Origin of the sequence: Psychrobacter sp. Pi2-51 (assembly GCF_904846665.1) — a bacterium.
In the GTDB taxonomy this organism is placed as follows: Bacteria; Pseudomonadota; Gammaproteobacteria; order Pseudomonadales; family Moraxellaceae; genus Psychrobacter; species Psychrobacter glaciei.
In genome coordinates this window covers 1-23,772 of record NZ_CAJHBP010000010.1, presented here as the reverse complement: position 1 = coordinate 23,772, position 23,772 = coordinate 1, and the positions used below count along the sequence as shown (strand labels likewise).

Sequence of the window (23,772 nt, the reverse complement as noted above, 5' to 3'; positions counted from 1 at the left end):
ACGCCATCACAAGTTTATCGATGATTTACTATACCGCGTCACCCCATATCGGGACAACCACTTGCATCAGTGGTTTTAGCAGCTTAATGTTGCACGCAAAGATAGAGCCTGAAGTCATTGAGTCGTGTGCACCAGTATGATCGACGACCACACCACGTGCCTCAGTGACGATAAGCTCACCAGCAGCGATGTCCCACGGCTTGATAGACATCTCAAAATAACCATCGAAACGACCAGCGGCCACATAGCATAAATCAAGTGCCGCTGAGCCTAAACGACGAATTTGACCGCCCGCTTCAGAGACTTTCTGTAGGCTTTCAAAATGCTCTTTCGCATAAGAGACAATCTCACCATTGCGCTTACGCTCAAGCGGATGACCCGTAGTAAATAGGCCACCGTCAAGCGTTTTGCGTTCGCTCACTTGCATACGGCGATTGTTCAAGCGCGCGCCTTTACCGCGGCTAGCAGAGAACATCTCATCACGGACTGGATCATAGACCACGCCATGTTGGGTGACACCTTTATGCTGTACAGCAATCGATACGCAGAACTGCGGCACACCATGGACGAAGTTTTTGGTGCCATCTAGCGGATCAATAATCCAGCACCAGTCAGCGTCTTCGCCGCGACCTTCTTGCATACCAAACTCTTCACCCAAAAACGAATGGTTTGGATAGCTGGCCTTTAGCGTCTCAATCGTCAGCTCTTCACTGAAACGATCAATACGTGTGACCAATCCATCAAGTCCTTTTGACTCGATGTCCAATTCGATTTTGTGGCGGTTTTGATGCGCATATAAAATCTCTTTACCAACTTTTTCAGCAGTACGTGCTGCGATGACGACCATGGGTTCCATAAATAACCTATTTGCTTGATGAATGAATATAAAAATAAGACTAACTTTGTGCCCACAACATGCCAATTAGACTAGCCGCATCACACCACATCTATGCGATTTAAAAACGTGTCTTTTATAAATAAAAACTTATAAACGACAACCGCATTATACTAAAATTGTTCGATAAAAACGAAAAAACCATTACGCTCACAAAACCAACCATTATTTTGGTGGTCGTCACGAACTGCGCAAGTTGTAAAAAAGTCAGCACCCACGGCTAAGTAGGCGTTATATCTATTGATCAAGCTATCTGTTTTTTTACTTAAACAGGTAGCTATCAAAACATTTTACGATAATAAGTTTTGTAGTTGGTCAACCACGCCTTGGACATCTAAACCACAATCAGCCCATTGCTCAGCTTGTGAACCATGCGCGATAAAGCGATCAGCGATGCCAATATTACAGACAGCCGGACGACTATTTTTGAAGGCTAGCGATTCGTTAAGCAAATACTCATTGACCGCACTACCCGCGCCGCCCATCGTCATATGCTCTTCTAAGGTCGCGATATGCGTGATACCTTGCTCAATTAAGGTTTCGAGCAACTCAGTATCTAACGGCTTCACCCAGCGCATATTGACCACATGCACCTGACAGTCTGGTTCTGAATGTAGTTCTGTATCATCATTGGTGATAGCTTGTGCTGCTTGCTGAGCCGTCGCAACCATCGTGCCAAATGCCAATAGCGCCAGTTTATTAGGCGCATTTTCGTTACCTAATACCGCCTCTACCACTGCTTCGCCGATGTTATAAGTTTGTGCTGGCTGAGTAATAATAGCCCCAGTACCGACACCGCGCGGATAGCGTACGGCTGTACAACCTTGGTACTCATAACAGGTATTGAGCAAATGGTAGCATTCGTTCTCGTCTTTTGGCGCAGCAATCACCATGCTGGGCACGCAGCGTAAAAAGGCAAAATCAAAGACGCCTGCATGAGTAGCGCCATCTTCACCAACCAGACCCGCGCGATCGATAGCAAAGGTCACATCAAGGTTTTGCAACGCCACATCATGAATCAGCTGATCGTAACCACGTTGCAAGAACGTCGAATAAATCGCCACGATAGGTTTAACGCCTTGGGTCGCCATACCAGCGGCCAACGTCACCGCATGTTGTTCAGCGATAGCAACATCAAAAAAACGCGTTGGGAAATGATGAGCAAAGTCGATCATCCCCGAGCCTTCTTCCATAGCAGGCGTAATAGCCAGCAACTTATCGTCTGCCGCCGCTTTATCACATAAGAACTGGCCGAATACTTGCGAGTACTTTAAAGCAGGCCTAGTTTTTGGAATGTCAGTTTTTGGAATGCTAATTTCTGGAATATTAGTTGCTGAAACTTTGTCTTCTGTAGGTTTTGCTTTATCATCTTCGACAGGCAATTTACCGATAGCATGATAGCCAACTGGATCTAATTCAGCTGGCGCAAAACCCTTGCCTTTAGTGGTATAAATATGGACTAACACCGGACCCTTTACTTGCTTGGCAAGCGACAATACTCGTAGCAGCTCAGGCACATTATGTCCATCAAAGGGACCAAAATAGGTAAAACCAATCGCTTTGAATAAGTTGTCTTCTAGCTGCGGCACATCGCGCATTTCTTTATGGCGTTTACGGCGGTCAAACGCTTGCATATCAGGGCGCTGGCATAGCACTGGCTCGCCTGCATCAGAGATATCAACTTGATAGCCTGATTCCCACAGCATGGCTAAATGCCGTGAAAAGCCACCGATAGAGCAAGATATCGACATATCGTTGTCATTTAAAATAACCAACAGATCAGCATCTTGTTGCACCGCGTCGTTCATGGCTTCAAACGCCATACCACCGGTCATCGCACCGTCACCAATAATACAAGCCACGGTTTGCGCGCGGCCTTGGTAACGCAGCGCCAGACTCATGCCTAGACCAGCTGAAATGGAAGTCGATGAATGCCCAACGCCGAACGTATCGTAAGCTGACTCAGCACGCTCAGGAAAAGCGGTCAAACCGTCTTTAGAACGAATCGTTCCGAGCTTATCGCGGCGACCTGTCAGTACTTTATGCGCATAAGCTTGGTGACCCACATCCCAAACGATCTGATCTTGCGGCGCATCTAAGAGGTAATGCAGCGCAATCGTCAGCTCAACCACCCCCAGATTTGCACCGAAATGTCCGCCACTCTGACCCGCTGAATACAATAAAAAAAGCCGCAATTCATCAGCCAAATTAATAAGCTGCGCGGTAGTAAATTTTTTCAGATCAGAGGGCGTATTGATCGCATCGAGTAGCGGTGTATGAGGACGCACACGTGGAATCACTGCATACGTCTGTTGCAGACTGGATAGCTTAGCAGCAGACTCCATGGCTGACGCAGATACTGACTGAGACTGTGGGGAATAAGGTGACTGCTGCATAAACCGTACGATACCTACCAATCTGCTGACAAGGGATTACCCTAGAATATTACTATGGTTATCAATAACTAAGTGGCGTTAATAATAGTGACGTTAATAATAGCAATAATCACGACACCATGATGGATGTCATTGACTATAAAATTACTGATAGCGCTCATCGCTTATATAATGACGCATAGCAATAAGTACGCCGCCATAATAGACGACGATGGTCTTAACGCTGTGACACCAAGTATTGCTATTATGCCTCATCGTCTGGCATCAATATCAGACGTTAGTGACGACATAGTAATGTAAGGGCAAAGACTTGTCACTGTATCCGTTAAAATAGTATGGCATAATAGCATTATTTTTTAATTGTCGCTTTAATCATCGTGCGTCGTCTGTGAACTTTGTGTGTTTTTATAATAAGCGCTATAAACACGTTGTCTTCACGAACCGGTTATACTGATAACCTCTTAACCATAATAATATGGCTATGCCAAAATCCGCTACCGCCTCGATGATCGGCTCATGTAGGACATTAATGTCATATCAATTTATCACCAGCGCCACACTACCTACTCGTCACGGCGAGTTTGATATCCATATCTTTGAAAATGAAGACGGTCAAGAGCATGTGATGCTGACGGTCGGTCTGTCTGTGGTGGAGCAAAATAAAGACGCTGTCGATGTCTTGACGCAAAAGCAGGACACGCTAGCAGAACGACCTATTCCATTGGTACGTATTCACTCTGAATGCTTGACTGGTGATGCATTTAGTTCATTGAAGTGTGACTGTGGCCCCCAGCTTAATACAGCGATGCAAGCGATACAAGAAACCGGTTACGGGGCAATTCTTTACCTGCGCCAAGAAGGTCGCGGCATTGGGCTGACCAATAAGATCCGTGCCTATGCGCTGCAAGATCAAGGGCATGATACCTTAGATGCCAATCTGATGTTAGGCTTGCCTGCTGACGCGCGCGTTTATGATATGTGCAGCCCGATGCTCGCCCATGTGGGCGTTGATGCAGTGAGACTGATCACTAATAATCCAGACAAAGTTGCTTATTTGACTGCCCATGGTATCGATGTCGTGGAGCGCGTACCATTGGTCGTTGGCGTTAACGACATGAATGCAGACTATCTAGCCACCAAGCGTGATCGTATGGGACATTTACTCGATAAAGAATTCAATACCGCAATACACCTGAATAAATAGATATTTTTATGAACAATCAAAATTTAGACAACAATGCAAACCCCTTAACTACAGACTCTGCAAACCTGGAATCGAAGAACCTAGAATCGAAAAAACCGGAATCGAAGAAAACAGTCACTCCGACCAGCGATGATATCACGCGCGTGCGTGCGTTTTTAGTCGATTTGCAAGCGCGTATTTGCCAAGCGTTAGAAGCACAAGAGCGCGACGGTGGAGGTACTGCAACTTTTGTTCCCGACGATTGGGAGCGTCCTGAAGGCGGCGGTGGTAGGTCGTGTGTATTGGCAGACGGTGAGGTGATTGAAAAAGCGGGCGTCATGTTTAGCCATATTCATGTCCATAACTTGCCCGCCTCAGCCACCGCGCGTCACCCCGATATTGCAGGTCGCAAAGCACAAGCCATGGGTGTGTCATTGGTTGTTCATCCCAAAAACCCCAACGTCCCTACCAGTCATGCCAACGTACGCTTGTTCATCGCCGAAGCCGAGGGCGAAGCACCTATCTGGTGGTTTGGTGGTGGGTTTGATTTAACCCCGTTCTATCCAGTATTAGCCGACTGTGTCCATTGGCACCAAGTCTGTCACGACCTATGCGCGCCCTTTGGCGACACTGTCTACCCTGACTTTAAGCAATGGTGCGATGAGTATTTCCATCTGCGGCATCGTGATGAGCAACGCGGTATCGGTGGTCTATTCTATGATGACGTCAGTACTGAAAGTCGTGGCTGGGATTTTGAGACCTGCTTTAACTTTATGCAGGCAGTCGGCAATGGTTATCTTGACGGCATTTTACCCATTTTTGAGGCACGTAAAGAGACGCTATATACCGAAGCACAGCGCGAGTTTCAGCTCTATCGTCGTGGGCGCTATGTCGAATATAACCTTGTTTATGATCGCGGCACGCTATTTGGGCTACAAAGTAACGGACGTATTGAGTCTATCCTAGTCAGTATGCCGCCACTGGCCAGCTGGCATTATCGATTCGAGCCGGAACCTAGCACACCTGAGTTTGAGTTGACCGACTTTTACTTAAAACCGCGTGAATGGTTAGCGCTATAGGTCTTGTAAATATCACGGTATTCATACTTTTTGAGAATATTAAGAAGGTCAGCTACTATCGCTGGCCTTTTTTATTGTCCGTACTGTTTAAACCACCCACTCTCTCGTCGTTATTGTAAAAAATATGTTGTGTAACTACCATACAATCGTCAAAGCCAACCATAAGTAGCCATACCCAAGTTAAGTTATACTTATTTAAAATATTACGAGGATATAACAACTATATAATTCCCATCGCCCAGATAACCGTTACAATAGAAGGCATTCTTTATTAGCAACTCTGCTCAAAAGAATTTTAGGCAGTATTTTGTATAACTATATTTTACGACAAAGCGAGCGTTTGTAATCGCGCTTACTATTAGCCAAGTTTAAAGGAGTAAGTCATATGGCACAGGTTTATACCAATAAATCTTTCAAATCTTTGGTTAGCATTACTTTGATGGCAGCTGCACTGGGTCTAACGGCCTGTAGCACCTCAACAGAATCTAACCCTGACGTGCAAGCGCGTCAAGACACTATGAAAAACTGGGGCGATGCAATGGGCGTCATGGGTGATATGGCAAAAGCACCTGACACCTTTGATTCTGAAGTATTTAAAGAGCAAGCGGCATTCTTGGCAGAAGATTCCGCCAAGCCTTGGAGTCATTTTGAAGATCCAGAAGCGGTAGGTAATACTACTGAAGCGGTTTGGTCTAATGCGGATGAGTTCCGTGCAGAAGCCGACAACTTCCAAAAAGTCACCGCTGAGCTAAGCGCTACCGCACAAACGGCCACTAGCATGGATGATGTTAAACCAGCCTTTGGTCAAGTTGGTGCAAGCTGCAAATCATGTCATACAGATTTTAGAGCTAAAACTGAATAAATACCCGCACCCGCTGATTGATAACAAAAAAACCGCCGTATCCTTTGATATGGCGGTTTTTTTAAGGTCGTTTGAGAAATCGCTTACTTACGCAATAGATTTGGCAAGTCTATCGAACCAACAAAACTGCCTCATCAGTTCAACTACTCTGTCGCGGCTTTATTAACATCAATAGCTTGTTGCTCATTTTGTTGCTCATTGATTTTATTGACAATCGCTTTCACGGAGGGGTCACTCAAATCGATGGTACGTATCGGGAAAGGAATATTCACGCCTGCTGCATCAAGGGCCTTCTTAATTTCTACGATCACTTGATGAATAGAAGCAACTTTATTAGCCTGCGTACCATCTTCAATAAACCAGCGCACCATCAGATCCATAGACGATCCACCAAATCCCGTTGCAATCACGCTTGGCTTAGATTTAATGGAAACACTATCCACTTTATCCAACGCTTGCATAATCTCAGCTTTAGCCGCTTCGATATCATCTTCATAACCAATGCCGACCGCCACTTGTAAACGACGCTGTTTGTAGGCGGTATTGACCGTCAATGCTGAGGTATATAGGTCTGAGTTTGGGATAACGACTTGTCGACCATCATAAGTCTTGATGGTGGTTGCACGGATTTTAATATCCTCAACTGTACCCTCATATTCACCAGACACTATCTGATCGCCAATACGAAACGGCTCCGAGATGAGTAGCAAAATACCCGATAGTAAGTTTTGAAAAATATCTTTGAAAGCAAAACCAATCGCGACCGAACCAATACCGAGTGCGCCAATCAGCTTGGCAGGCGTAAATCCTGGTACGGCGATCACCATGGCAATCATAAAGCCAATAAAAATAATCAGCGCGCCGCCTACCCGTTGAAACACTTTGACCAAGTTCTGATGCCGACTACGGCTACCCAGCAATTTGTAGACGATTTTTTTGAAGACGATTGATAGAAACCAAAAAATCAGAACAACGATAATCGACGCTACAAAGTACGGAATACGCTCAACAAAGCCGATAAATATTCCATTCGCCGAATCAATAATACTTTGATAAGTAAAAACATCAGTCGTTGTCGCTGAGTTAATCGTCGCTGGATCAGCAGTAGTAGGGTTTGCCTCAGGGCTGGGCATGCAGGGATCACTCCTTAAGTTATTAAACTTTTTTATTCATCAATGCTTATATTTTTTAACTGTCTAACATTTAGCGCATCAAATCTGCTTGTACGATTTCAATCCAGTAGCCGTCGACGTCTTTGATAAAGGCGATGTTTTTCATACTACCCTCTTCTGGACGTTTTTTGAATTCGACATCATTTTTATCAAACCAAACAACGGCTTCATCTAAGCTAGGTACGCTAAAGCAAATATGACCAAAGCCTTGTGGTTCGCCATTGCCATCGTGATAGCTGAAGTCAGCCTTTGTCTCAGTACCGTAATTATGGGTCAATTCTAAAATTCCACGTTGACGGAATGCAAATATTTCTAAGTCATCACCAGCGGGCAAATTGTCCCGCTCACTCTCAGTTAACTGGGCTAAAAAGTATAAATCAAAACCCATGTCAGGGAACTTTTTTACCGCGAGCAAGGTCATACCAAGAACACCAGTATAAAACGCTAATGATTTTGCAGGGTCTTTCACGCGTAGCATCGTATGGTTAAAAGTGAAGCCAGTAGTTTGTGATGAGATTGGCTGAACGCCATCCGTGCTGACGCTGCTAGCAGGCTGGTTTATGATAGCGTCGTTATTGTTGTTAGATGAAGTAGACATAATTATCCTAATAGTTGAAGAGTTATTAATATTGAAAGACCAGAAAATCATGGTTGTCATGATTGGCTTGAAACTCTCATCATAATAAAAAATCGCGGGACTAGTGATAGGGTTTTGTAAGAGCTGATAGTCTATACAGTCAATCAATAGGGGTGTTTATATGAAATAACTCGGTGTAGCCGCACAAACCATACATCAAATAAGAGTAAGGCAGGCGCGACTTTATTAATAAAAGAATAACTATTAGCTGTCTAAAAATCGCACCTTTCCTGTCTCTAAATCATACTCTGCACCAACGACCAATAACTGACCACTGCTGGTCAAATCCTCTAACGCTCGCGAACCATGCTTGAGTTGGCTGACCGACATGCGCACGTTGGCACGTATCGAGCGATCGACCAATTCATCAGCATCGACATCTTGCCCATTGGCAGTGGCGAGCTCATGAAGGTTGTAGACGCTTGGGCGAATACGATCGACGATTGACTGTAAGTTTGGCGAATAATTTTGCTCAGGATTAATCAGCGCCTCGACGCAAGCAGTGACAGCGCCGCAATGCGAATGTCCCAAGACCACCACCAATTTTGTGCCAAACTTTTCGGCGGCAAATTCTACCGAACCAATTTGTGAAGGCGCAACCACATTACCCGCTACTCGAATGACAAACAAATCACCCAAGCCTTGATCAAATACAATCTCGACTGGTACGCGAGCATCCGAGCAACCCAAAATGATGGCCAGCGGGTCTTGATCGCTCACGAGTTCTGGACGTCGTTGCATCATTGGATCAGTGTTCGTCAGGCTATCAACGTAGCGCGCATTACCGTCTCTTAGTAGTTCGAGTGCTTCTAGACCTGTTTGTGGACGAGTATCATTAGGCATAAAGGGTCCTTGATTATCAAATGATTAGAATAATAAATCTCTGTTTTTTGACCATGGCTGGCTAGGGCGTGTCTTCATTTCAAAAATGGTGATAAAAATGAGATAAATTGCCGTCAAATAAGAAAAATAGCGCAGATAATATCGGGATATTAACCAGCTATTTGACGATGTTTGGCAAGATTTAGCCATTTTTAGCCCATTTAGATGACTATCGATTGAATTGAAGACACGCCCTAAGCATTTTGCCATACACAGCCGGCTCATTTTATTTCTTAGCCACAAAATGATTGTATAGGAATAAAAGCAGAAAAATAATAAAAAAATCGCTTTTAATCTCGCTAGGGCGTGTCTTCATTTTAAAAACGATTATAAAAATGAGATAAATTGCCGTCAAGCGAAAAAAATAGCATGGATAATCTCAGGATATTAACCAGCTATTTGACGATGTTTGGCAAAATTTTATTTTACGACAAAGTAGCATCGCTAACTTATAACGAACTGGCACTGACTTATATCCAAGGTTTGTTATAATACGCAGCAACCAAACCCTATTGATACCCATCGTTTATCCTCATACCAAACCACCTTGAAGGCAGTGCTTTAGACGTATAGCTGTACTGAGATGTTGGATGCTTAGGAACCACCCTTATGACCGAATCACCTTCAAACACGCACCAAGCTGCGCCGTCACTTGACACGGTACTACTGCAACTGACGGGTATAAAAAAAACCTATGACCAAACCGAAGTATTAAAAGACATCAATCTCGATATCAAGCATGGTGAGTTTTTGACCTTGCTTGGCCCGTCAGGCTGCGGTAAGACGACATTGCTACGCTTGATTGCCGGTTTTGAGCAGCCAAATGCTGGTGCTATCTATCTAGATGGCGTGCAGATGTCAGGCTTGCCAGCGGATAAGCGTCCGGTCAATACGGTGTTTCAGCAGTATGCCTTGTTTCCGCATATGACCGTCGCGCAAAACGTGGCTTATGGTCTTAAAATTAAAAAAGTGCCTAAAGATGAGATTAAAACGCGCGTGAGCGAGATGCTAGCAATGGTGCAATTAGAGCATCTCGCCAATCGCAAACCGCAGGATTTATCTGGTGGTCAGCAGCAGCGTGTTGCCATCGCACGGGCGGTCATTAATCGTCCTAAATTATTGTTACTTGATGAGCCACTATCGGCGCTCGACCACAAGTTGCGTTTGCAAATGCAGTCTGAGCTTAAACGGCTACAGCGTGAGCTGGGCATTACTTTTGTCTTCGTCACCCATGACCAAGAAGAAGCACTATCGATGTCAGACCGTATTGCGGTGATGAAAGACGGCACCTTTCAGCAAATCGGCACACCTATCGAGATTTATGAAACGCCCGCGAATTTATTTACTGCCAAATTTATCGGTGAGACCAATCTATTCAAAGCAGAAGTCAAAGGCGTCTACGCTGACCAGCCAGATCGTGATGGCAAAGTCACCAACGGACGTATCGAAGTCGAAGTCTGTGAGGCACAAGCGCAAGACGGCCCAACGACGTTACGTAATTTACGTCGTCCTGATTTTGCCAATGATGTGCAAGTAGGCGACATCGTCAATTTACTACTGCGGCCTGAAGATTTGCGAATTTATGATCCTAATGATGATGTCCATACTGGACTGTTTGGCCGAGTGATTGAAAGTAACTATAAAGGCAGCACTTTAGACTCTATTATTGAATTGGCAAACGGTCATATTATCAAGGCTTCTGAATTCTTTGATGAAGATGATCCAAGCTTTGATTATAAATTGAATGAAGCGGTCAAGGTCTCATGGGTTGATGGCTGGGAATGGGTGCTACCAGATGACAATTCACTTGATCCCTCAATTGACCATTCAACCGCCAACTCAAGCGAACATCAAGGCATGTCTGTGCAAAAGGATGTCAGCTAATGGCACGTACTAGCCGTTTCAATTTGGGCAGCAAAAGTCCTTTTCGTACCGCAACGCTGTGGTTGATTTGGGGTTGGTTGCTTATTTTTGCCTTATTACCCAATATTCTAGTCATCGCTGTTAGCTTTTTGACCCGTGATAGCAGCGCTTTTATCAGCTTGCCAGTCAGCATCGACAGCTATGTACGCATAATTGATCCGTTGTATTTTGAGGTATTTGTCCATTCATTATGGATGGCAAGTATCACCACGGTTATCTGCTTGCTGCTTGGTTATCCTTTTGCGTGGCTGGTCTCTAAAGCCAAAACTCGCTGGCAGCCGCTGCTCATGATGCTATTGATATTGCCGTTTTGGACGAACTCTCTAGTACGCACTTATGCCCTCAAGTTATTGTTTGCTAATAATGGTTTGATTAATAAATTCTTGCTAGCGATAGGTGTGATTGATACTCCTATTGATATTTTATACACGCAAGGCGCGGTCATAGCGGGACTGACCTATTTGTTATTTCCTTTTATGGTATTGCCGTTGTATGCGGTCTTTACTGACTTGCGCAATGACATGCTACTCGCGTCGCAAGATTTGGGTGCATCGAGAAGGCAGACCTTTTGGCATGTGGTGCTACCACTCACAACACCAGGGATTATCTCTGGGGTACTGTTGGTGTTATTACCAGCGATGGGTATGTTCTATGTGGCCGATATTTTAGGCGGCTCGCGCAACTTACTGGTCGGTAATATTATCAAAAACCAGTTTTTGGATGCGCGTGACTGGCCCTTTGGTGCAGCGGCAAGCGTATTATTGACACTGGCGATGGCGGTATTATTACTCGCCTATCGTGCCAGTAGTCGCCGCATTGGCAAGACTGACTTTAATGAGGTGGCCTAATGTCTTCTAGTTCACCAACCAAAAAAACTCGTACGCTTAAGATTGGCAGTATCGCCGCCAAAGGCTATCTCGGGCTGATTTATGCCTTGCTATATCTGCCCATTATCGTCCTAGTGGTGATGTCTTTTAACAAGTCAAAAATCGGCTACAACTGGGATGGCTTTAGCTTAAAGTGGTATGAATCGCTATTTAATAACCAAGCCATGCTCAATGCTTTTTGGCATTCTATTGTATTGGGCTTGGTTGCCGCGACTGTCTCGACTTTGATAGGAACGCTCACTGCGCTAGCCTTACATCGCTATAATTTTCGCGGTAAGGGCTTATTAAATGGGTTGTTATTTGTGCTGATGATGTCACCTGAGATTGTACTCGCTATCTCATTATTAGCATTGTTCCTACTAATCGGTTTGCAGTTGGGCTTTGTCTCACTGCTATTGGCGCACATTACTTTTTGCCTACCCTTTGTTGTCATTACTGTCTTTGCACGCTTAAGTAGCTTGGATGAGCGCTTGATGGAAGCGGCGCGCGACTTGGGCGCCAATGAATCAACCATGGTACGTACCGTGCTGATTCCCGTTATTTTGCCAGCAGTAATGGCAGGTTGGTTGCTCGCCTTTACCTTATCGCTAGATGACGTCGTGGTTTCAACCTTTGTCACGGGCCCTAGCTATGAAATATTACCACTACGAATTTACTCGATGGTACGGGTAGGACTCAAGCCGGAAGTTAATGCTATTGGTACACTATTATTAGTCGCTTCCTTAATATTGGTCATTATCTCACAGCTACTGTTACGCAAGCGCTAGCTGTCCATGGCCTATTAATCATACGCTATGAATGAAAGTCAGCAACATATGTACTATAATGAATTTTTCTCAACTTAGCAGGCAGGTTGTCTTATGCTAGAGCTCCGCCATCTTAATACGTTAACTGCATTACGAGCGCATGGTTCACTTGCTGCGGCTGCCGATGAGCTGCACGTGACAGCTTCTGCGGTCTCGCATCAGCTAAAAGAGCTAGAGAATTATTACGATATTAGCTTGGTCAATCGCCGCACGCGTCCGCTGACTTTTACGCCAGCTGGCAAGACGGTATTGGCATTGGCAGACAGCATTATGCCGCAGGTTACCCGTACCAAATCTAATCTGAAACGCTTGGCACACGGTCAAGCAGGTAGATTACGCCTAGCATCCGAGTGTCACAGCTGCTTTGATTGGCTAATGCCGATACTTAATCATTATCGCCGCGAATGGTCGGATGTCGAGCTAGATTTTGCGACAGGGTTTGAGCCTGAGCCGCATCATTTATTAATAGAAGGTGATATTGATCTACTCATTACCACCAGTGATTTACCGATAGAGGGCATCAGCTATCAGCCGTTGTTTGAGTATGAGAGTCGCTTGGTGCTATCACCAACGCATGATTTGGCGGTGCGGAAGCTTATTGAGCCGACTGATTTGACTGAAGAGACCTTGATTGCCTATCCGGTAGAGGCCAAGCGTCTCGATATCATTGCCAATTTTATGACGCCAGCTCAGGTCAGTTTTGATAGTATTCGTACGACAGAGCTGACTGCGATGCTGATTCAGCTGGTTGCTAGTGAACGCGGTGTGGCGGCCTTACCTGATTGGGTCGTTGCTGAATATGAGAAAAAAGGTTGGGTCGTCTCGCGACCGCTGGGTGATGGTGTGCATTGCCAGCTGTATGCAGCGACACGCACGTCAAGCCAAGATACCGCTTATATGCAAGGGTTTGCGAGTTTGCTACAAGGAATAGTAAAGCCGGTTTAATATTTCGCTATTTACTAAATTATTCCAGTTAAGAAATATCGTCCGCTCTCTTACGTTATGACGAGCATTATGGTAAATGACGGTTCCCTAGTGAGGACTTGAAGCTTCGGTTTTAGGTTAGTGGTATCAACGTTTTAACTTGCTGAGATAGTCACAGTGTACTTCATGGTGTACTTACTGAGCCTAGCTCGATGGTTTTTTGATTACTCCTTTGTAGTGGCATAATACACTTTACTTTAAAGCCTTAAGGCATTGGGAGACTTTATGAAAGTTAAGTTAAGAGATATTGATGAATGTGATGAGTTTTATAGAAAACTTATTGGAAATGTTCGTCTTAGTCACGAAAAAGTATATGAGGTTATAGAGATTCAAAGGACATCTTATCGTATCGAAAACGATGAAGGAGAACCAGGATTATGTGATAAACGTATCTTTAAAATTCTAGACCCCAGTATCCCTAAAGATTACATATATCAATTTAACTTTGATGATAGTGATGAAACTCATGAGGATGAAGAAGGTTTTATATGGAGAAATTTTGAAGAAGAATACAACATAACTCCAAAATGCTTTGCTCAAAGAGCTTTTTTCGATTTCTATTTTGATAAACATGCAGAGCAAGTTGCTATTTATAATGAATACATAAAAAGAAGAAAGGCGTCAAATATTAATAAAATTTTTTAGTTTTAAATAGCTATACCCTATCGGAACCACCTAAAAGGTGCCAAAAACCAATTAATAGATCACTTAAAATAGACTGCAATAAAAGAACTACTCAAATCAGACCATTAAGTGAGTAATATCTATCGAAGGTTACAAAATCAGCTTAAACAAATAAAAGCCAAGCGCCGTTGCCAATAATGTCAGTCCCACATGTAAACCGATGAGCGCTAATCCTGCCAGCAAACGGCCGTCATTAATAAAGGTGAAGACCTCCGCGCTAAAAGTGCTAAACGTTGTCAGCCCACCCAAAAAACCAGTGATTACGAACAGCCTAACATTGTCAGACAAGCCGCTACCCATCCGCCCGAACCACACTAGAGCGAGCCCTATTAACAAGCCGCCCAACACATTAGCGCCCAACGTACCTAGTGGTATCCAATGATGCAGCGGATTAAAGCGCGCAAGCCAGCCTCGCAAACACGCGCCCAGTGCGGCGCCTAAACCAATCGCAATCCACTGCATAGATCATCCTTAGGTTTAATAAAGGTTAACGAATAGCGTATTGAGAAAGTCACCTTTAAACCGCTGGTAGCTCTGTCATCGGCCAACGCGGCACGCAGCTCACCGCCAAATCATCTGATTGACCTGCTTGCAGGCGCTCGTAACCGGCATAAGCAATCATCGCACCATTGTCCGTACATAATGCTGGCGGTGCATAATGGACAGTTGCGTTTATTTTGGCTAGCTCAGCTTCTAACGTCTCGCGCAAATGGGTATTGGCACTGACACCACCCGCAATCACCAAACGGCTCATCTCTGCTTGCTTGAGCGCTTTGATGGATTTTTTCACCAGTGTATCAACCATCGCGTGTTGGAAACTGGCAGCGATATCCGCGCGAACTTGTGGGTCGCTGTCCGAACCATTACCCGAACCACCTGACAGTGGCGTGTCTTTTATAAGGTTATGCACGGCCGTTTTCATACCGCTAAAGGAAAAATCCAAACCACGATGTAACATCGGTCTTGGTAAACTGTAAGCATTTGGGTTGCCAGTCTCTGCCAGTTTGGCAATATTGGGACCACCAGGATAAGGTAAGCCCAACATTTTGGCGGCTTTGTCAAAGCACTCACCTGCCGCATCATCTATCGATTCGCCCAATATCTCATACTGACCCACACCACGTGCGGCGATAAGCAAAGTATGCCCACCAGACACTAACAGCGAGACAAAAGGAAAAGCTGGAGGGTTTGCACCCATGAACGGTGCCAACAGATGACCTTCCATATGATGGATACCAATCGCAGGAATGTCTAAGCCATACGCCAAACTGCGTCCAAACAATGCACCCGTCATTAAAGCGCCAATAAGCCCGGGGCCTTTGGTATAAGCAATCGCGTCAATCTCGCTTTTCTTGACGTCGCACTGCTCAAGCAATTCATTAAGCAAAGGCACCAGCTTGCGAATATGATCACGGCTGGCAAGCTCAGGTACAACGCCGCCGTAGAGTGCATGCAGCTCTATCTGTGAATACAATACCTGTCCAACCAGACCTTGATTGTCACTGTTCATTTGCTCACTATCAAAAATCGCCAGTCCCGTCTCATCACAAGAGGTCTCTAAACCCAATACCTTCATACTTTTGCCTTTATACCTTTGTTTTCGAGCTGCTTTTTGCCGTTTTTTTATCTTACATCACTTTAGGAATTTGAATAGCGAATAAAATAAGCCAAATACTATTTCTAGTTCAACAAATGATTTTCGCACAGTCAGTCATATTCGTTAAGGTTGATATCAATAAAAAACGGGCATAAAAAAACCGCCATTGTCAGTCACAATGACGGTCAGTTTAACAAATTTCAATGGCTAATATATTCTATTCAGCCTTATCAGCTCACAGATGCTAGCATATAATCAACCGCTGCATGCACTTGCGCTTCAGTGACGCCATTTACCGCTTGCGCTGGCATCTTATTAAAGCCTTTAGCGGAGTGACTATACAGCGTTTCTTTATCCTTGGTCAGACGAGCCGCCCAAGCCGCCGTATCGCCATATTTTGGCGCATTGAGCAAACCAGCAGCATGACAAACCTGACAGTTTGACTCATACAGTTTAGCACCAGCATCAGCAGCCAGCACTTCAGGCTCAGCAACAGTTTCAGGTGCTACCGCTTCTTCAACCATCATGTCGGTAGACTCTGTTTCTGCTTCAATCACAGGCTCAGGCGTCGTGATTTCAGGTTCTGCTACGACTGTTTCTTCAACGGCAGTATTAGCAGGTTCATTGGCTGCTATAGTCTCTTCAGTGGCCGTGTTATCGCCACTACAAGCACTCACTGCAAATATCACGCTCATACTGATTACAGACAATCTCAGTTTCTTCATATACGACTGTATATCAATCATGGTTTTACCCTTACTTAATAAGTCTGTAATCGGTTAATAATGCATTATATAAGCTCAAAATACTTGTCTATACTACTAATGAGTGTCTAAGAGTTCGTTCAGCACTAACTTATTCAGCAGTGGTTGCCGCTGCGTCTTCAGTAGCCATATCAGTGCTGTCAGTAGTCGGAGCAGCTGCTGTATCAGCACTATCGGTAGCCGTTGCTTCTGCCATATCAGTGTCAGCCATACCGGCTTCAGCAGTAGTAGCACCATCGACTGCCGTACCATCTGCAGTCATATCCGCAGCTGGCATCGGGGCGGTTTCTGGAAACTCCATTTCTTCAGCAGGTGGGCCATTTTTGATCGCAAGTGCCGCTGCTTCATCAACGCGATCTTTTGCATACACTTCATGCTCTTTTTCGCCACCACAAGCGCTTACGCTCGCACCCAAAGCAACGATAAACGCTGTGCTCAACACCGTACTTAATACTGTTTTTTTCATGCCAACATCCTCAATAAAATACACATAAAACGGTTCATATGCTTACTAGGGTCTATTTGATATTCAAACGTGGTGCTGGCAGTCACTATTTTTTAGACAATATGCAGTGAAATTGTTGAAGCCTAGTCATTCTAGGTTAAACCATTTCGCCATATATTGGCAAAAAAGAGTACTGCCCTCCACTCGAGCACAGCTCTTGCCTTGCGAACGGGCAAAGCAGTGCTTTGCTCTATCCGTTCTCAAGGCTGATGCTAAAATTACCCCAACCGTTGTTGAAAACCTAGCTAAGGTCTCGACATTATCGTCGGTTTTCGCCTAGTTTGAGTTAACTTTAGCCATCAGCAGCCCTAATATTTGAATATCAAACAGACCCTATAATATGGAAATTATCATAGCATAAACTCCAACCAAACCGTTATAGACTGTAGGGACTTTTTATTCACGGTAAATTTTGTGCCCTGACTCAATCTAAAGCAAGACAGTTGCGCCTAAATACTCATTTAAGCAAATAACATATAGACAATAAACCATTAAAATCGTTGACTTTGTTGGTATTTTTTATTAAAATACCTGCCCTTGTGCTAATGCGCAAGAATTGTCCTAGTTTGAGCTGATGCCTGTAATCTTGAGATATTACGGCTAAATACTAATACACAGCCAGACTAATGCCCTTATATCTCATCCTAATCGAGGAGTCTTCATGCCTGCAGTTAAGGTTAAAGAAAACGAACCAGTAGATATCGCTATCCGTCGTTTCAAACGTGCTTGTGAAAAAGCTGGCGTATTATCAGACGTACGTAAGCGTGAGTTTTATGAAAAACCAACGCAAGTACGCAAGCGCAAAAAAGCAGCTGCCGTAAAGCGTTATAAAAAGAAATTACAACGCGAAACTATTCGTACCACTCGTATGTACTAATCAGTAATCTGATTTAGTTACGTACAAGCGCTACACTAACGCCACTGTTATCCATTGATATCAGTGGCGTTTTTTATGCTACAATTTTTGTTATTACTGCTGATACGTTTTTTATCAAAGACACTTTTTTTATTAAAGCCACTTTTTTATTAAAGCCCCGATCAGCAGGTTTTGCTCTAAAAACCTAGCAAATAACATATGATAAATAGCATTTAACAGATAAATAAGGATGATAGCAGTGAGCCAACTTAAACAGACTTTATCAGACAATATCAAAGTTTCCATGAAAGCTCGTGAGCTTGAGCGCGTTAAGGTATTACGTAACGTACAATCAGTCATCAAGCAAATTGAACTTGATCGTCAAATAGAGCTCGATGATGCAGGCGTACTCGAAGTTTTACAAAAGCAGCTTAAACAGCGCCAAGAATCGCTCGGTATCTTTACCGAAAACGACCGTGATGACTTGGCAACCAAAGAGCAGTTCGAGATCGATATCATCAATGAGTTCATGCCACAGCAAATGAATCAAGACGAGATCATGGCATTGGTAAATGCCGAGATTGCCACGCAAGGTGCTACTTCTATGCGTGATATGGGTAGTGTGATGGGCGTGCTAAAGAACAAAACCGCTGGTCGTGCTGACCCTGCGCTCATCTCTAAGCTGGTAAAAGAAGCTTTGCAAGGTTAATATTTTTTATGGTCAACATCGTTGCTTGAGACTGATGTGCCGTAGCTGTAAATGATGAACAGATAAACACAACCGCCTAAGGCTTAAAGTCTTTGGCGGTTTTTACGTCTTTAATTTCTGCATTTATGCTCGCCAAGAGCGGACGCGCACTATTTGCTTGCGCGGTCGTTTGCATGCTTTCAGCCAATCGTTTGGCCTGCGTTAAGGAAGTAAGCGCACTTTCATAGCGCCCATTCCATAGCTGATCATGGCTGCGATAGCGCAATGCGTTGATTGTCGCGATGTTGGCTAGCTGCGGGGAGTCAGTCGTTTTGGCAATTTTCTCATTGGCAAGTTGTAAGCTTTGCCATGCGTAACGATCGCTTGGTTGCTGCTGGGTCAAAGGTTTTAACAAGGCTTGTGCTTTGGTCGGCTGATTGCTGTTCGTCAACGCTTCGGCTAAATACAAGCGCAAATCACGGCGCTCAGGGTAAACACGCTGCTGACGCTCTAATACTTCGGCGGCTTGCTGCCATTTGCCTTGTTCATTCAGCATTTGGCTATGCGTAATCGACAACAATGGCTCTAATGACTGGCGCTGCGCCGCTGGTAACACGACAAGTTCCGCCAATATGTCATTGGCATCAGTAAAGCGTTGTTGCTCGCTATACCAAGTCATCAACGCCAATTTGGCACCTAAGCTGTTTTTGGCAGCCGCTGTCAGTGTGGTCTCAGACGCATGCTTACCTGTACTTTGGACACGCCAATAAAGCAAATCAAACTGCACTTGATGACGCTGCTGCTGGCTTAATGACATGGCGGGATACTGCTGGGCGCGGCTCTGTGATTCGCTCAAACGTTCATTGCTTAAGGGATGCGAACGTACAAAACTGGGCAAAAACAGATTGGCTGTCTGATTAAGTTGGCTTTTTTGATTCATCGTGGCAAAGAATCTCGGCATCGCGCGTGGGTCATACCCAGCTTGGGTCATAATTTGCATCCCTACCCGATCGGCCTCGCGTTCGTTGTTGCGACTAAAAGCCATGCTGCTATTCATTAGTGCTGTTTGGCTGCCCATCAGTACTGCTGCTGTGGCATCACCATCGACCGCTGATGCGGCAATCGCGGCCAGCATACCGCCTATTTGCATCAGCAAGGCTTTCTTACGTTCATCAACGCCACTCTCATAATGGCGTTGGCTAATGTGCGCCACTTCATGAGCGACGACACTAGCCAATTCATCCATACTACTCGCAGCCAGTATCGTCCCTGTATTGATGCCAATGACGCCGCCTGGCACTGCAAAAGCATTAATACTGGGATTGTCGATGATCACCAAGCCCAAGGGCGCTTGCTCACGCGCTTGTGCATTGAGCCGCCACGTCATTTCTTTAACCGTTTCTTGCACCCAAGGATCATGCTCCATTTTTGCGCGACCATTGATACGTTGTAATGACCACTCGCCAAGCAGCTTATTTTGATACTGTTCCGCGAAGCTCAGTCCTTGCCCCCGCAAATTGGGTAAATCTAGCGCTTCTGACGCTGGTGTTTGCCATGAGTTGTAAGCAAATGGCACAGCAGAATTTTCGCTACTATTGGCGCCAGTTGTCAGAGCCAATAATACAGCCGATAGCCCTAGTTTGATTGCGTGAGGCATAAGCAAACGACCTGTTTTTTGTTTGGATACAAACAATATCATTTTCTGTACATCCTTAACGATGGCGCACTCATTCAATATATTGCTGCATTGTCTATAGTCGGTTCAGTATAATTTGGATACAAGGAAGGCGAGTGAAAGTACTACAAGTAGTAGACTAAGCAAGCTTGACACCGTATCCAATTTATAGAGGATTGACTATACCAAGCAGTGACTGTCTATTAGAATGATACAGATGCGCATCTTACCCACTTGATAATAACGTAATTTTGACTATACGAGCTTGTTTGTACAAGGTCAATTCTAGTCTGTATTTAGCTACCAATAACTCGGCTGTGCGTCACTATTGTGCAACATGACAATGTAATTATTGATGGTCAATTTTTGGTTTGATCATTGATAGCATTCTTAGCTGTCAGCCTTGAGTAGTCATTCTAGTGAGCCAAACATTACGATGACTATATTCAACTGCAACTGCATCGCGGCAATTTGCTATAATAACGAATGGTGGCAAAATGTCCACATTAGTGCCGTTTACTTAATAGACCCGACATATTGATAAGTTAACATTAATAAATATGGTCGATTAAATTCTCTACGGCTACCAACTCAAGTTTTAATATCTCAAGGTTTTTTATGTCTGCTGACAGTCAGTTAATTACCGCACAAAGGTCTTACTCTGTTTGTTTGTCAGCAAGTTTGCCTGATACGCAGCAGCATGTTATTAAAGAGTTATTAGACTTATTGCCTACTGGTCATACGGGTAATATTGAGTTGGACGGTACGACAGGCTCTGCTCAACCGATTCTTAACATAAAAAGTTGGGTAGACGGGCGTGGACTTGCCTGCCCGATGCCACTGTTAAAAACCAAAGTGGCACTACGCGATGTAGCAGCTGGCGAGTCATTATATGTGGTGGCAACCGACCCTAACTCAAAAGCGGATATCACCGCTTTTTGTCAGCAAAGCCAGCAAGCTAAAATGACGCCTAGTTTGGGATTAACGATGAGCGAAATGACTGACGAAGTGCCAGCTAATGGCGCTACATCACAGCGTTTCGATACAATATATCACTTCATCATTACCAAAACTGATAGCAACTAAGCGTCGCTATCCTTTACAATTACAACAATAAAGATTTTTATCTGACTGTTTGTTTATCTATTTAACCAAGGTCAAGAATATGGCTACTACCGCTAATGATGCTGCGAAAACACGTAAAAAAGATGGCGCAGCGCCTGAAAAAAACGAAGCGCGCGATGCAGCCCTAAAAGCTGCTGCTGCGCGTCCACCTTATGATGCTAGTGCATTTGAAGATACGAGCACTCGTGACTTAGTGCCAGCGATGCCGACGCATCTGTCAGCGCCTGGGGTCAATCTGGGCGCGTATATCAATACTGTGCATCAAATCCCTATTTTAACCCCGACGCAAGAGCAAGAGCTTGCCCATCGCTATTACGATGAAGGCGACGTAGAAGCCGCACGCTTGCTCGTTATGTCGCATTTGCGCTTTGTGATTCACATCGCGCGCAGTTATTCAGGCTATGGTTTACCACAAGCGGATCTCATTCAAGAAGGCAACTTGGGGTTAATGAAAGCCGTCAAGCGTTTTGATCCGAATAAAGGCGTGCGTTTGGTTTCTTTTGCAGTGCATTGGATCAAAGCGGAAATTCATGAATTTGTGATTCGTAACTGGCGCATTGTAAAAGTCGCGACCACCAAGGCGCATCGTAAGCTGTTCTTTAACTTACGCAGTCTTAAAAAGACCAATAACCAACTCACCCTTGAAGAAGCAGATGCCATCGCCAATGACTTAAATGTCACGCGTAAACAAGTGCTTGAGATGGAATCGCGTCTCACCTCTTATGATGCGTCATTTGAAGCACAATCTAGCGATGATGACGATGGCCGTTATGCGCCGCAGCTGTTCTTAGAAGATGGCATCGATCCTGCTGAGATGGTGGAAGAATCAGATTGGGAAGAAAACAACTCATCGGCATTGATTGCGGCGATGGATACCCTCGATGATCGTTCACGCGATATCGTTGAGCAGCGCTGGCTGTCTGAGCAAAAATCAACCTTGCACGAATTGGCAGCGGTTTACTCTATCTCGGCTGAGCGCGTACGCCAAATCGAAAAAAATGCTATGGATAAAATCCGTGAGGCGATGACTATCGATAGTGTCATTTTACCCAATGACATTCAGTAAATCGTCCCCTATGCGCTATTACCACCGCGCTATTGACAGGCTTGAATGATAATACGAGTTTTCGCATGGTAAATTGGATAGGTATTGCAGCGATCAATATGGCCATTGCTGTTGGCTTAGGCGCGTTTGGGGCACATGGCCTCAAAGGTATGGTCAGCACTCAGCAGCTTGAGTGGTGGCATACGGCAACACTCTATTGGTTTGTCCATGCCCTCGGTTTATTGCTGGTGGGCATACTTGTCCGCCTAAATTATACGACTCAGACGAGTGCATGGTTGCTGCAAGTTGGCGTTATTATATTCGCTGGTAGCCTATATGCGATGACATTGGGCGCACCACGTTGGTTTGGCGCAATCACACCTATTGGAGGTGTTTTGATGATTGCAGGTTGGCTGTGGCTTGCTGTCTCAGCGTTCCGCTTGAGCAATGCCGCCAGCTAAATATAGTCAAAATATTCTAAAAACGCGACGGTACTGCTGATATCAATTTTTTGTAGCCTCTGTCTACGCAGGCACAGCAAGCAAGAAAAATGGATATCAGCAGTGCGTGATGTATCGATATTACTTTTCACTGACTACAGTAAAGTGATTAACAGCTGCGAAAAAGATAGATAGTAATGATGTGACTGAACGATATGGCAAAAAAAGGAATTTTAACAATTAAGGAGTACATTTTATGAGTACCATTAGCGTTAATGGTAAACATCTACAGACCACCCATCAGACCGTGCAATTGGTTATCAATGAGCTAGGACTTAGCGAAGGTCGCTATGCGGTTGAAGTCGATGGAGATCTGATCCCAAAGAGCGAACTTGGTCAGCTACGTATCACTGAGGGGATGAATATTGAGGTGGTACAAGCAGTTGGTGGTGGCTAGCTATTCATTGGATAGCGGCCTCCAAAATACTAATTGAGCAACATCAGTAGCTACGACAAGCAAAAACTTAGTAATAACATCCTATCTTTCGTTAAATGATGACGTAATAAGCAATAAAAAAGACCTCAACGTTAGATACGTTTGAGGTCTTTTGGTGTAATGGACAAAATTCATGCTAGAGATTAGAAGGTAGTCGCTAATGGACAAAATTCATGCTATTTGAGTGTCTT

Annotated in this window: 24 protein-coding genes; 14 read left to right on the top strand and 10 right to left on the bottom strand. The window is 44.5% G+C overall.

Annotated elements, in window-relative coordinates:
- Window positions 1-28 precede the first annotated feature (28 nt).
- Entirely contained in the window at window positions 29-856 is an 828-nt protein-coding gene (locus JMY08_RS07275; RefSeq protein WP_010195855.1) for an inositol monophosphatase family protein, read from the bottom strand.
- A gap of 329 nt (window positions 857-1,185) precedes the next feature.
- Complete coding sequence (dxs, locus tag JMY08_RS07270; protein WP_265089745.1) at window positions 1,186-3,291, bottom strand: 1-deoxy-D-xylulose-5-phosphate synthase; 2,106 nt, start codon at window positions 3,289-3,291, stop codon at window positions 1,186-1,188.
- A 529-nt stretch (window positions 3,292-3,820) separates the two neighbouring features.
- On the opposite strand from dxs, the gene ribA reads away from it, so the two are divergent.
- The 3 genes from ribA to JMY08_RS07255 all read left to right on the top strand — a co-directional run bounded on the left by ribA (window position 3,821) and on the right by JMY08_RS07255 (window position 6,415).
- Entirely contained in the window at window positions 3,821-4,495 is a 675-nt protein-coding gene (ribA, locus tag JMY08_RS07265; protein WP_201592600.1) for a GTP cyclohydrolase II, read from the top strand.
- A gap of 8 nt (window positions 4,496-4,503) precedes the next feature.
- Window positions 4,504-5,553 carry an oxygen-dependent coproporphyrinogen oxidase gene (hemF, locus tag JMY08_RS07260; protein WP_227679621.1) on the top strand — a complete coding sequence of 350 codons (1,050 nt, stop codon included), beginning with the start codon at window positions 4,504-4,506 and terminating at the stop codon, window positions 5,551-5,553.
- 385 nt (window positions 5,554-5,938) lie between these two features.
- The gene (locus tag JMY08_RS07255; protein WP_201592598.1) at window positions 5,939-6,415 is read left to right on the top strand and encodes a c-type cytochrome; all 477 of its coding nucleotides are present in this window, start codon (window positions 5,939-5,941) and stop codon (window positions 6,413-6,415) included.
- A gap of 143 nt (window positions 6,416-6,558) precedes the next feature.
- Here the strand turns inward: JMY08_RS07255 and JMY08_RS07250 are convergent, their stop codons facing one another.
- From JMY08_RS07250 to JMY08_RS07240, 3 genes are all read right to left on the bottom strand, one after another.
- Entirely contained in the window at window positions 6,559-7,548 is a 990-nt protein-coding gene (locus JMY08_RS07250; RefSeq protein ID WP_201592596.1) for a mechanosensitive ion channel family protein, read from the bottom strand.
- A 70-nt stretch (window positions 7,549-7,618) separates the two neighbouring features.
- On the bottom strand, window positions 7,619-8,185 hold the full coding sequence (gene gloA, locus JMY08_RS07245; protein ID WP_201592594.1) for a lactoylglutathione lyase: 567 nt from the start codon (window positions 8,183-8,185) through the stop codon (window positions 7,619-7,621).
- A 243-nt stretch (window positions 8,186-8,428) separates the two neighbouring features.
- Entirely contained in the window at window positions 8,429-9,067 is a 639-nt protein-coding gene (locus JMY08_RS07240; RefSeq protein ID WP_189583081.1) for a carbonic anhydrase, read from the bottom strand.
- A 648-nt stretch (window positions 9,068-9,715) separates the two neighbouring features.
- Here JMY08_RS07240 and potA point away from each other — a divergent pair.
- From potA to JMY08_RS07215, 5 genes are all read left to right on the top strand, one after another.
- Window positions 9,716-10,990 (top strand): spermidine/putrescine ABC transporter ATP-binding protein PotA, encoded by a 1,275-nt coding sequence (potA, locus tag JMY08_RS07235; protein ID WP_201592593.1) that lies wholly within the window; start codon window positions 9,716-9,718, stop codon window positions 10,988-10,990.
- A complete protein-coding gene (gene potB, locus JMY08_RS07230; RefSeq protein ID WP_010195883.1) occupies window positions 10,990-11,877 on the top strand; it encodes a spermidine/putrescine ABC transporter permease PotB in 888 nt (295 codons plus the stop codon). The genes potA and potB overlap by 1 nt, the downstream gene beginning before the upstream one ends.
- Complete coding sequence (gene potC / locus JMY08_RS07225; protein ID WP_201592592.1) at window positions 11,877-12,683, top strand: spermidine/putrescine ABC transporter permease PotC; 807 nt, start codon at window positions 11,877-11,879, stop codon at window positions 12,681-12,683. The genes potB and potC overlap by 1 nt, the downstream gene beginning before the upstream one ends.
- A 93-nt stretch (window positions 12,684-12,776) precedes the next feature.
- Entirely contained in the window at window positions 12,777-13,667 is an 891-nt protein-coding gene (locus JMY08_RS07220; protein WP_010195886.1) for a LysR family transcriptional regulator, read from the top strand.
- Between the two features lie 264 nt (window positions 13,668-13,931).
- On the top strand, window positions 13,932-14,351 hold the full coding sequence (locus tag JMY08_RS07215; protein WP_010195888.1) for a hypothetical protein: 420 nt from the start codon (window positions 13,932-13,934) through the stop codon (window positions 14,349-14,351).
- A 129-nt stretch (window positions 14,352-14,480) separates the two neighbouring features.
- Here JMY08_RS07215 and crcB read toward each other — a convergent pair whose 3' ends face one another.
- The 4 genes from crcB to JMY08_RS07195 form a co-directional block, all read right to left on the bottom strand.
- Entirely contained in the window at window positions 14,481-14,852 is a 372-nt protein-coding gene (gene crcB, locus JMY08_RS07210) for a fluoride efflux transporter CrcB (RefSeq protein ID WP_010195891.1), read from the bottom strand.
- 55 nt (window positions 14,853-14,907) lie between these two features.
- A complete protein-coding gene (gene tsaD / locus JMY08_RS07205) occupies window positions 14,908-15,966 on the bottom strand; it encodes a tRNA (adenosine(37)-N6)-threonylcarbamoyltransferase complex transferase subunit TsaD (protein WP_201592591.1) in 1,059 nt (352 codons plus the stop codon).
- 251 nt (window positions 15,967-16,217) lie between these two features.
- Entirely contained in the window at window positions 16,218-16,733 is a 516-nt protein-coding gene (locus JMY08_RS07200; RefSeq protein ID WP_201592589.1) for a c-type cytochrome, read from the bottom strand.
- Window positions 16,734-16,842: 109 nt separating this feature from the next.
- Window positions 16,843-17,217, bottom strand: coding sequence for a hypothetical protein (locus tag JMY08_RS07195; protein WP_201592588.1), 375 nt, complete (start codon window positions 17,215-17,217; stop codon window positions 16,843-16,845).
- Between the two features lie 700 nt (window positions 17,218-17,917).
- On the opposite strand from JMY08_RS07195, the gene rpsU reads away from it, so the two are divergent.
- On the top strand, window positions 17,918-18,133 hold the full coding sequence (gene rpsU / locus JMY08_RS07190) for a 30S ribosomal protein S21 (RefSeq protein WP_010195908.1): 216 nt from the start codon (window positions 17,918-17,920) through the stop codon (window positions 18,131-18,133).
- Window positions 18,134-18,371: 238 nt separating this feature from the next.
- The gene (locus JMY08_RS07185; protein WP_194620723.1) at window positions 18,372-18,821 is read left to right on the top strand and encodes a GatB/YqeY domain-containing protein; all 450 of its coding nucleotides are present in this window, start codon (window positions 18,372-18,374) and stop codon (window positions 18,819-18,821) included.
- A gap of 76 nt (window positions 18,822-18,897) precedes the next feature.
- Here JMY08_RS07185 and JMY08_RS07180 read toward each other — a convergent pair whose 3' ends face one another.
- Window positions 18,898-20,457: a M48 family metalloprotease gene (locus JMY08_RS07180; RefSeq protein WP_227679620.1), complete on the bottom strand. Its 1,560-nt coding sequence runs from the start codon at window positions 20,455-20,457 to the stop codon at window positions 18,898-18,900.
- A 636-nt stretch (window positions 20,458-21,093) separates the two neighbouring features.
- Between JMY08_RS07180 and JMY08_RS07175 the strand changes: the two genes are divergently transcribed.
- From JMY08_RS07175 to thiS, 4 genes are all read left to right on the top strand, one after another.
- Window positions 21,094-21,561 carry a sulfurtransferase TusA family protein gene (locus JMY08_RS07175; RefSeq protein ID WP_201592585.1) on the top strand — a complete coding sequence of 156 codons (468 nt, stop codon included), beginning with the start codon at window positions 21,094-21,096 and terminating at the stop codon, window positions 21,559-21,561.
- A gap of 241 nt (window positions 21,562-21,802) precedes the next feature.
- The gene (gene rpoH / locus JMY08_RS07170; protein ID WP_201574459.1) at window positions 21,803-22,666 is read left to right on the top strand and encodes an RNA polymerase sigma factor RpoH; all 864 of its coding nucleotides are present in this window, start codon (window positions 21,803-21,805) and stop codon (window positions 22,664-22,666) included.
- A 65-nt stretch (window positions 22,667-22,731) separates the two neighbouring features.
- Entirely contained in the window at window positions 22,732-23,106 is a 375-nt protein-coding gene (locus tag JMY08_RS07165; RefSeq protein WP_201592584.1) for a DUF423 domain-containing protein, read from the top strand.
- Window positions 23,107-23,341: 235 nt separating this feature from the next.
- A complete protein-coding gene (gene thiS, locus JMY08_RS07160; RefSeq protein WP_010195929.1) occupies window positions 23,342-23,542 on the top strand; it encodes a sulfur carrier protein ThiS in 201 nt (66 codons plus the stop codon).
- Window positions 23,543-23,772 lie beyond the last annotated feature (230 nt).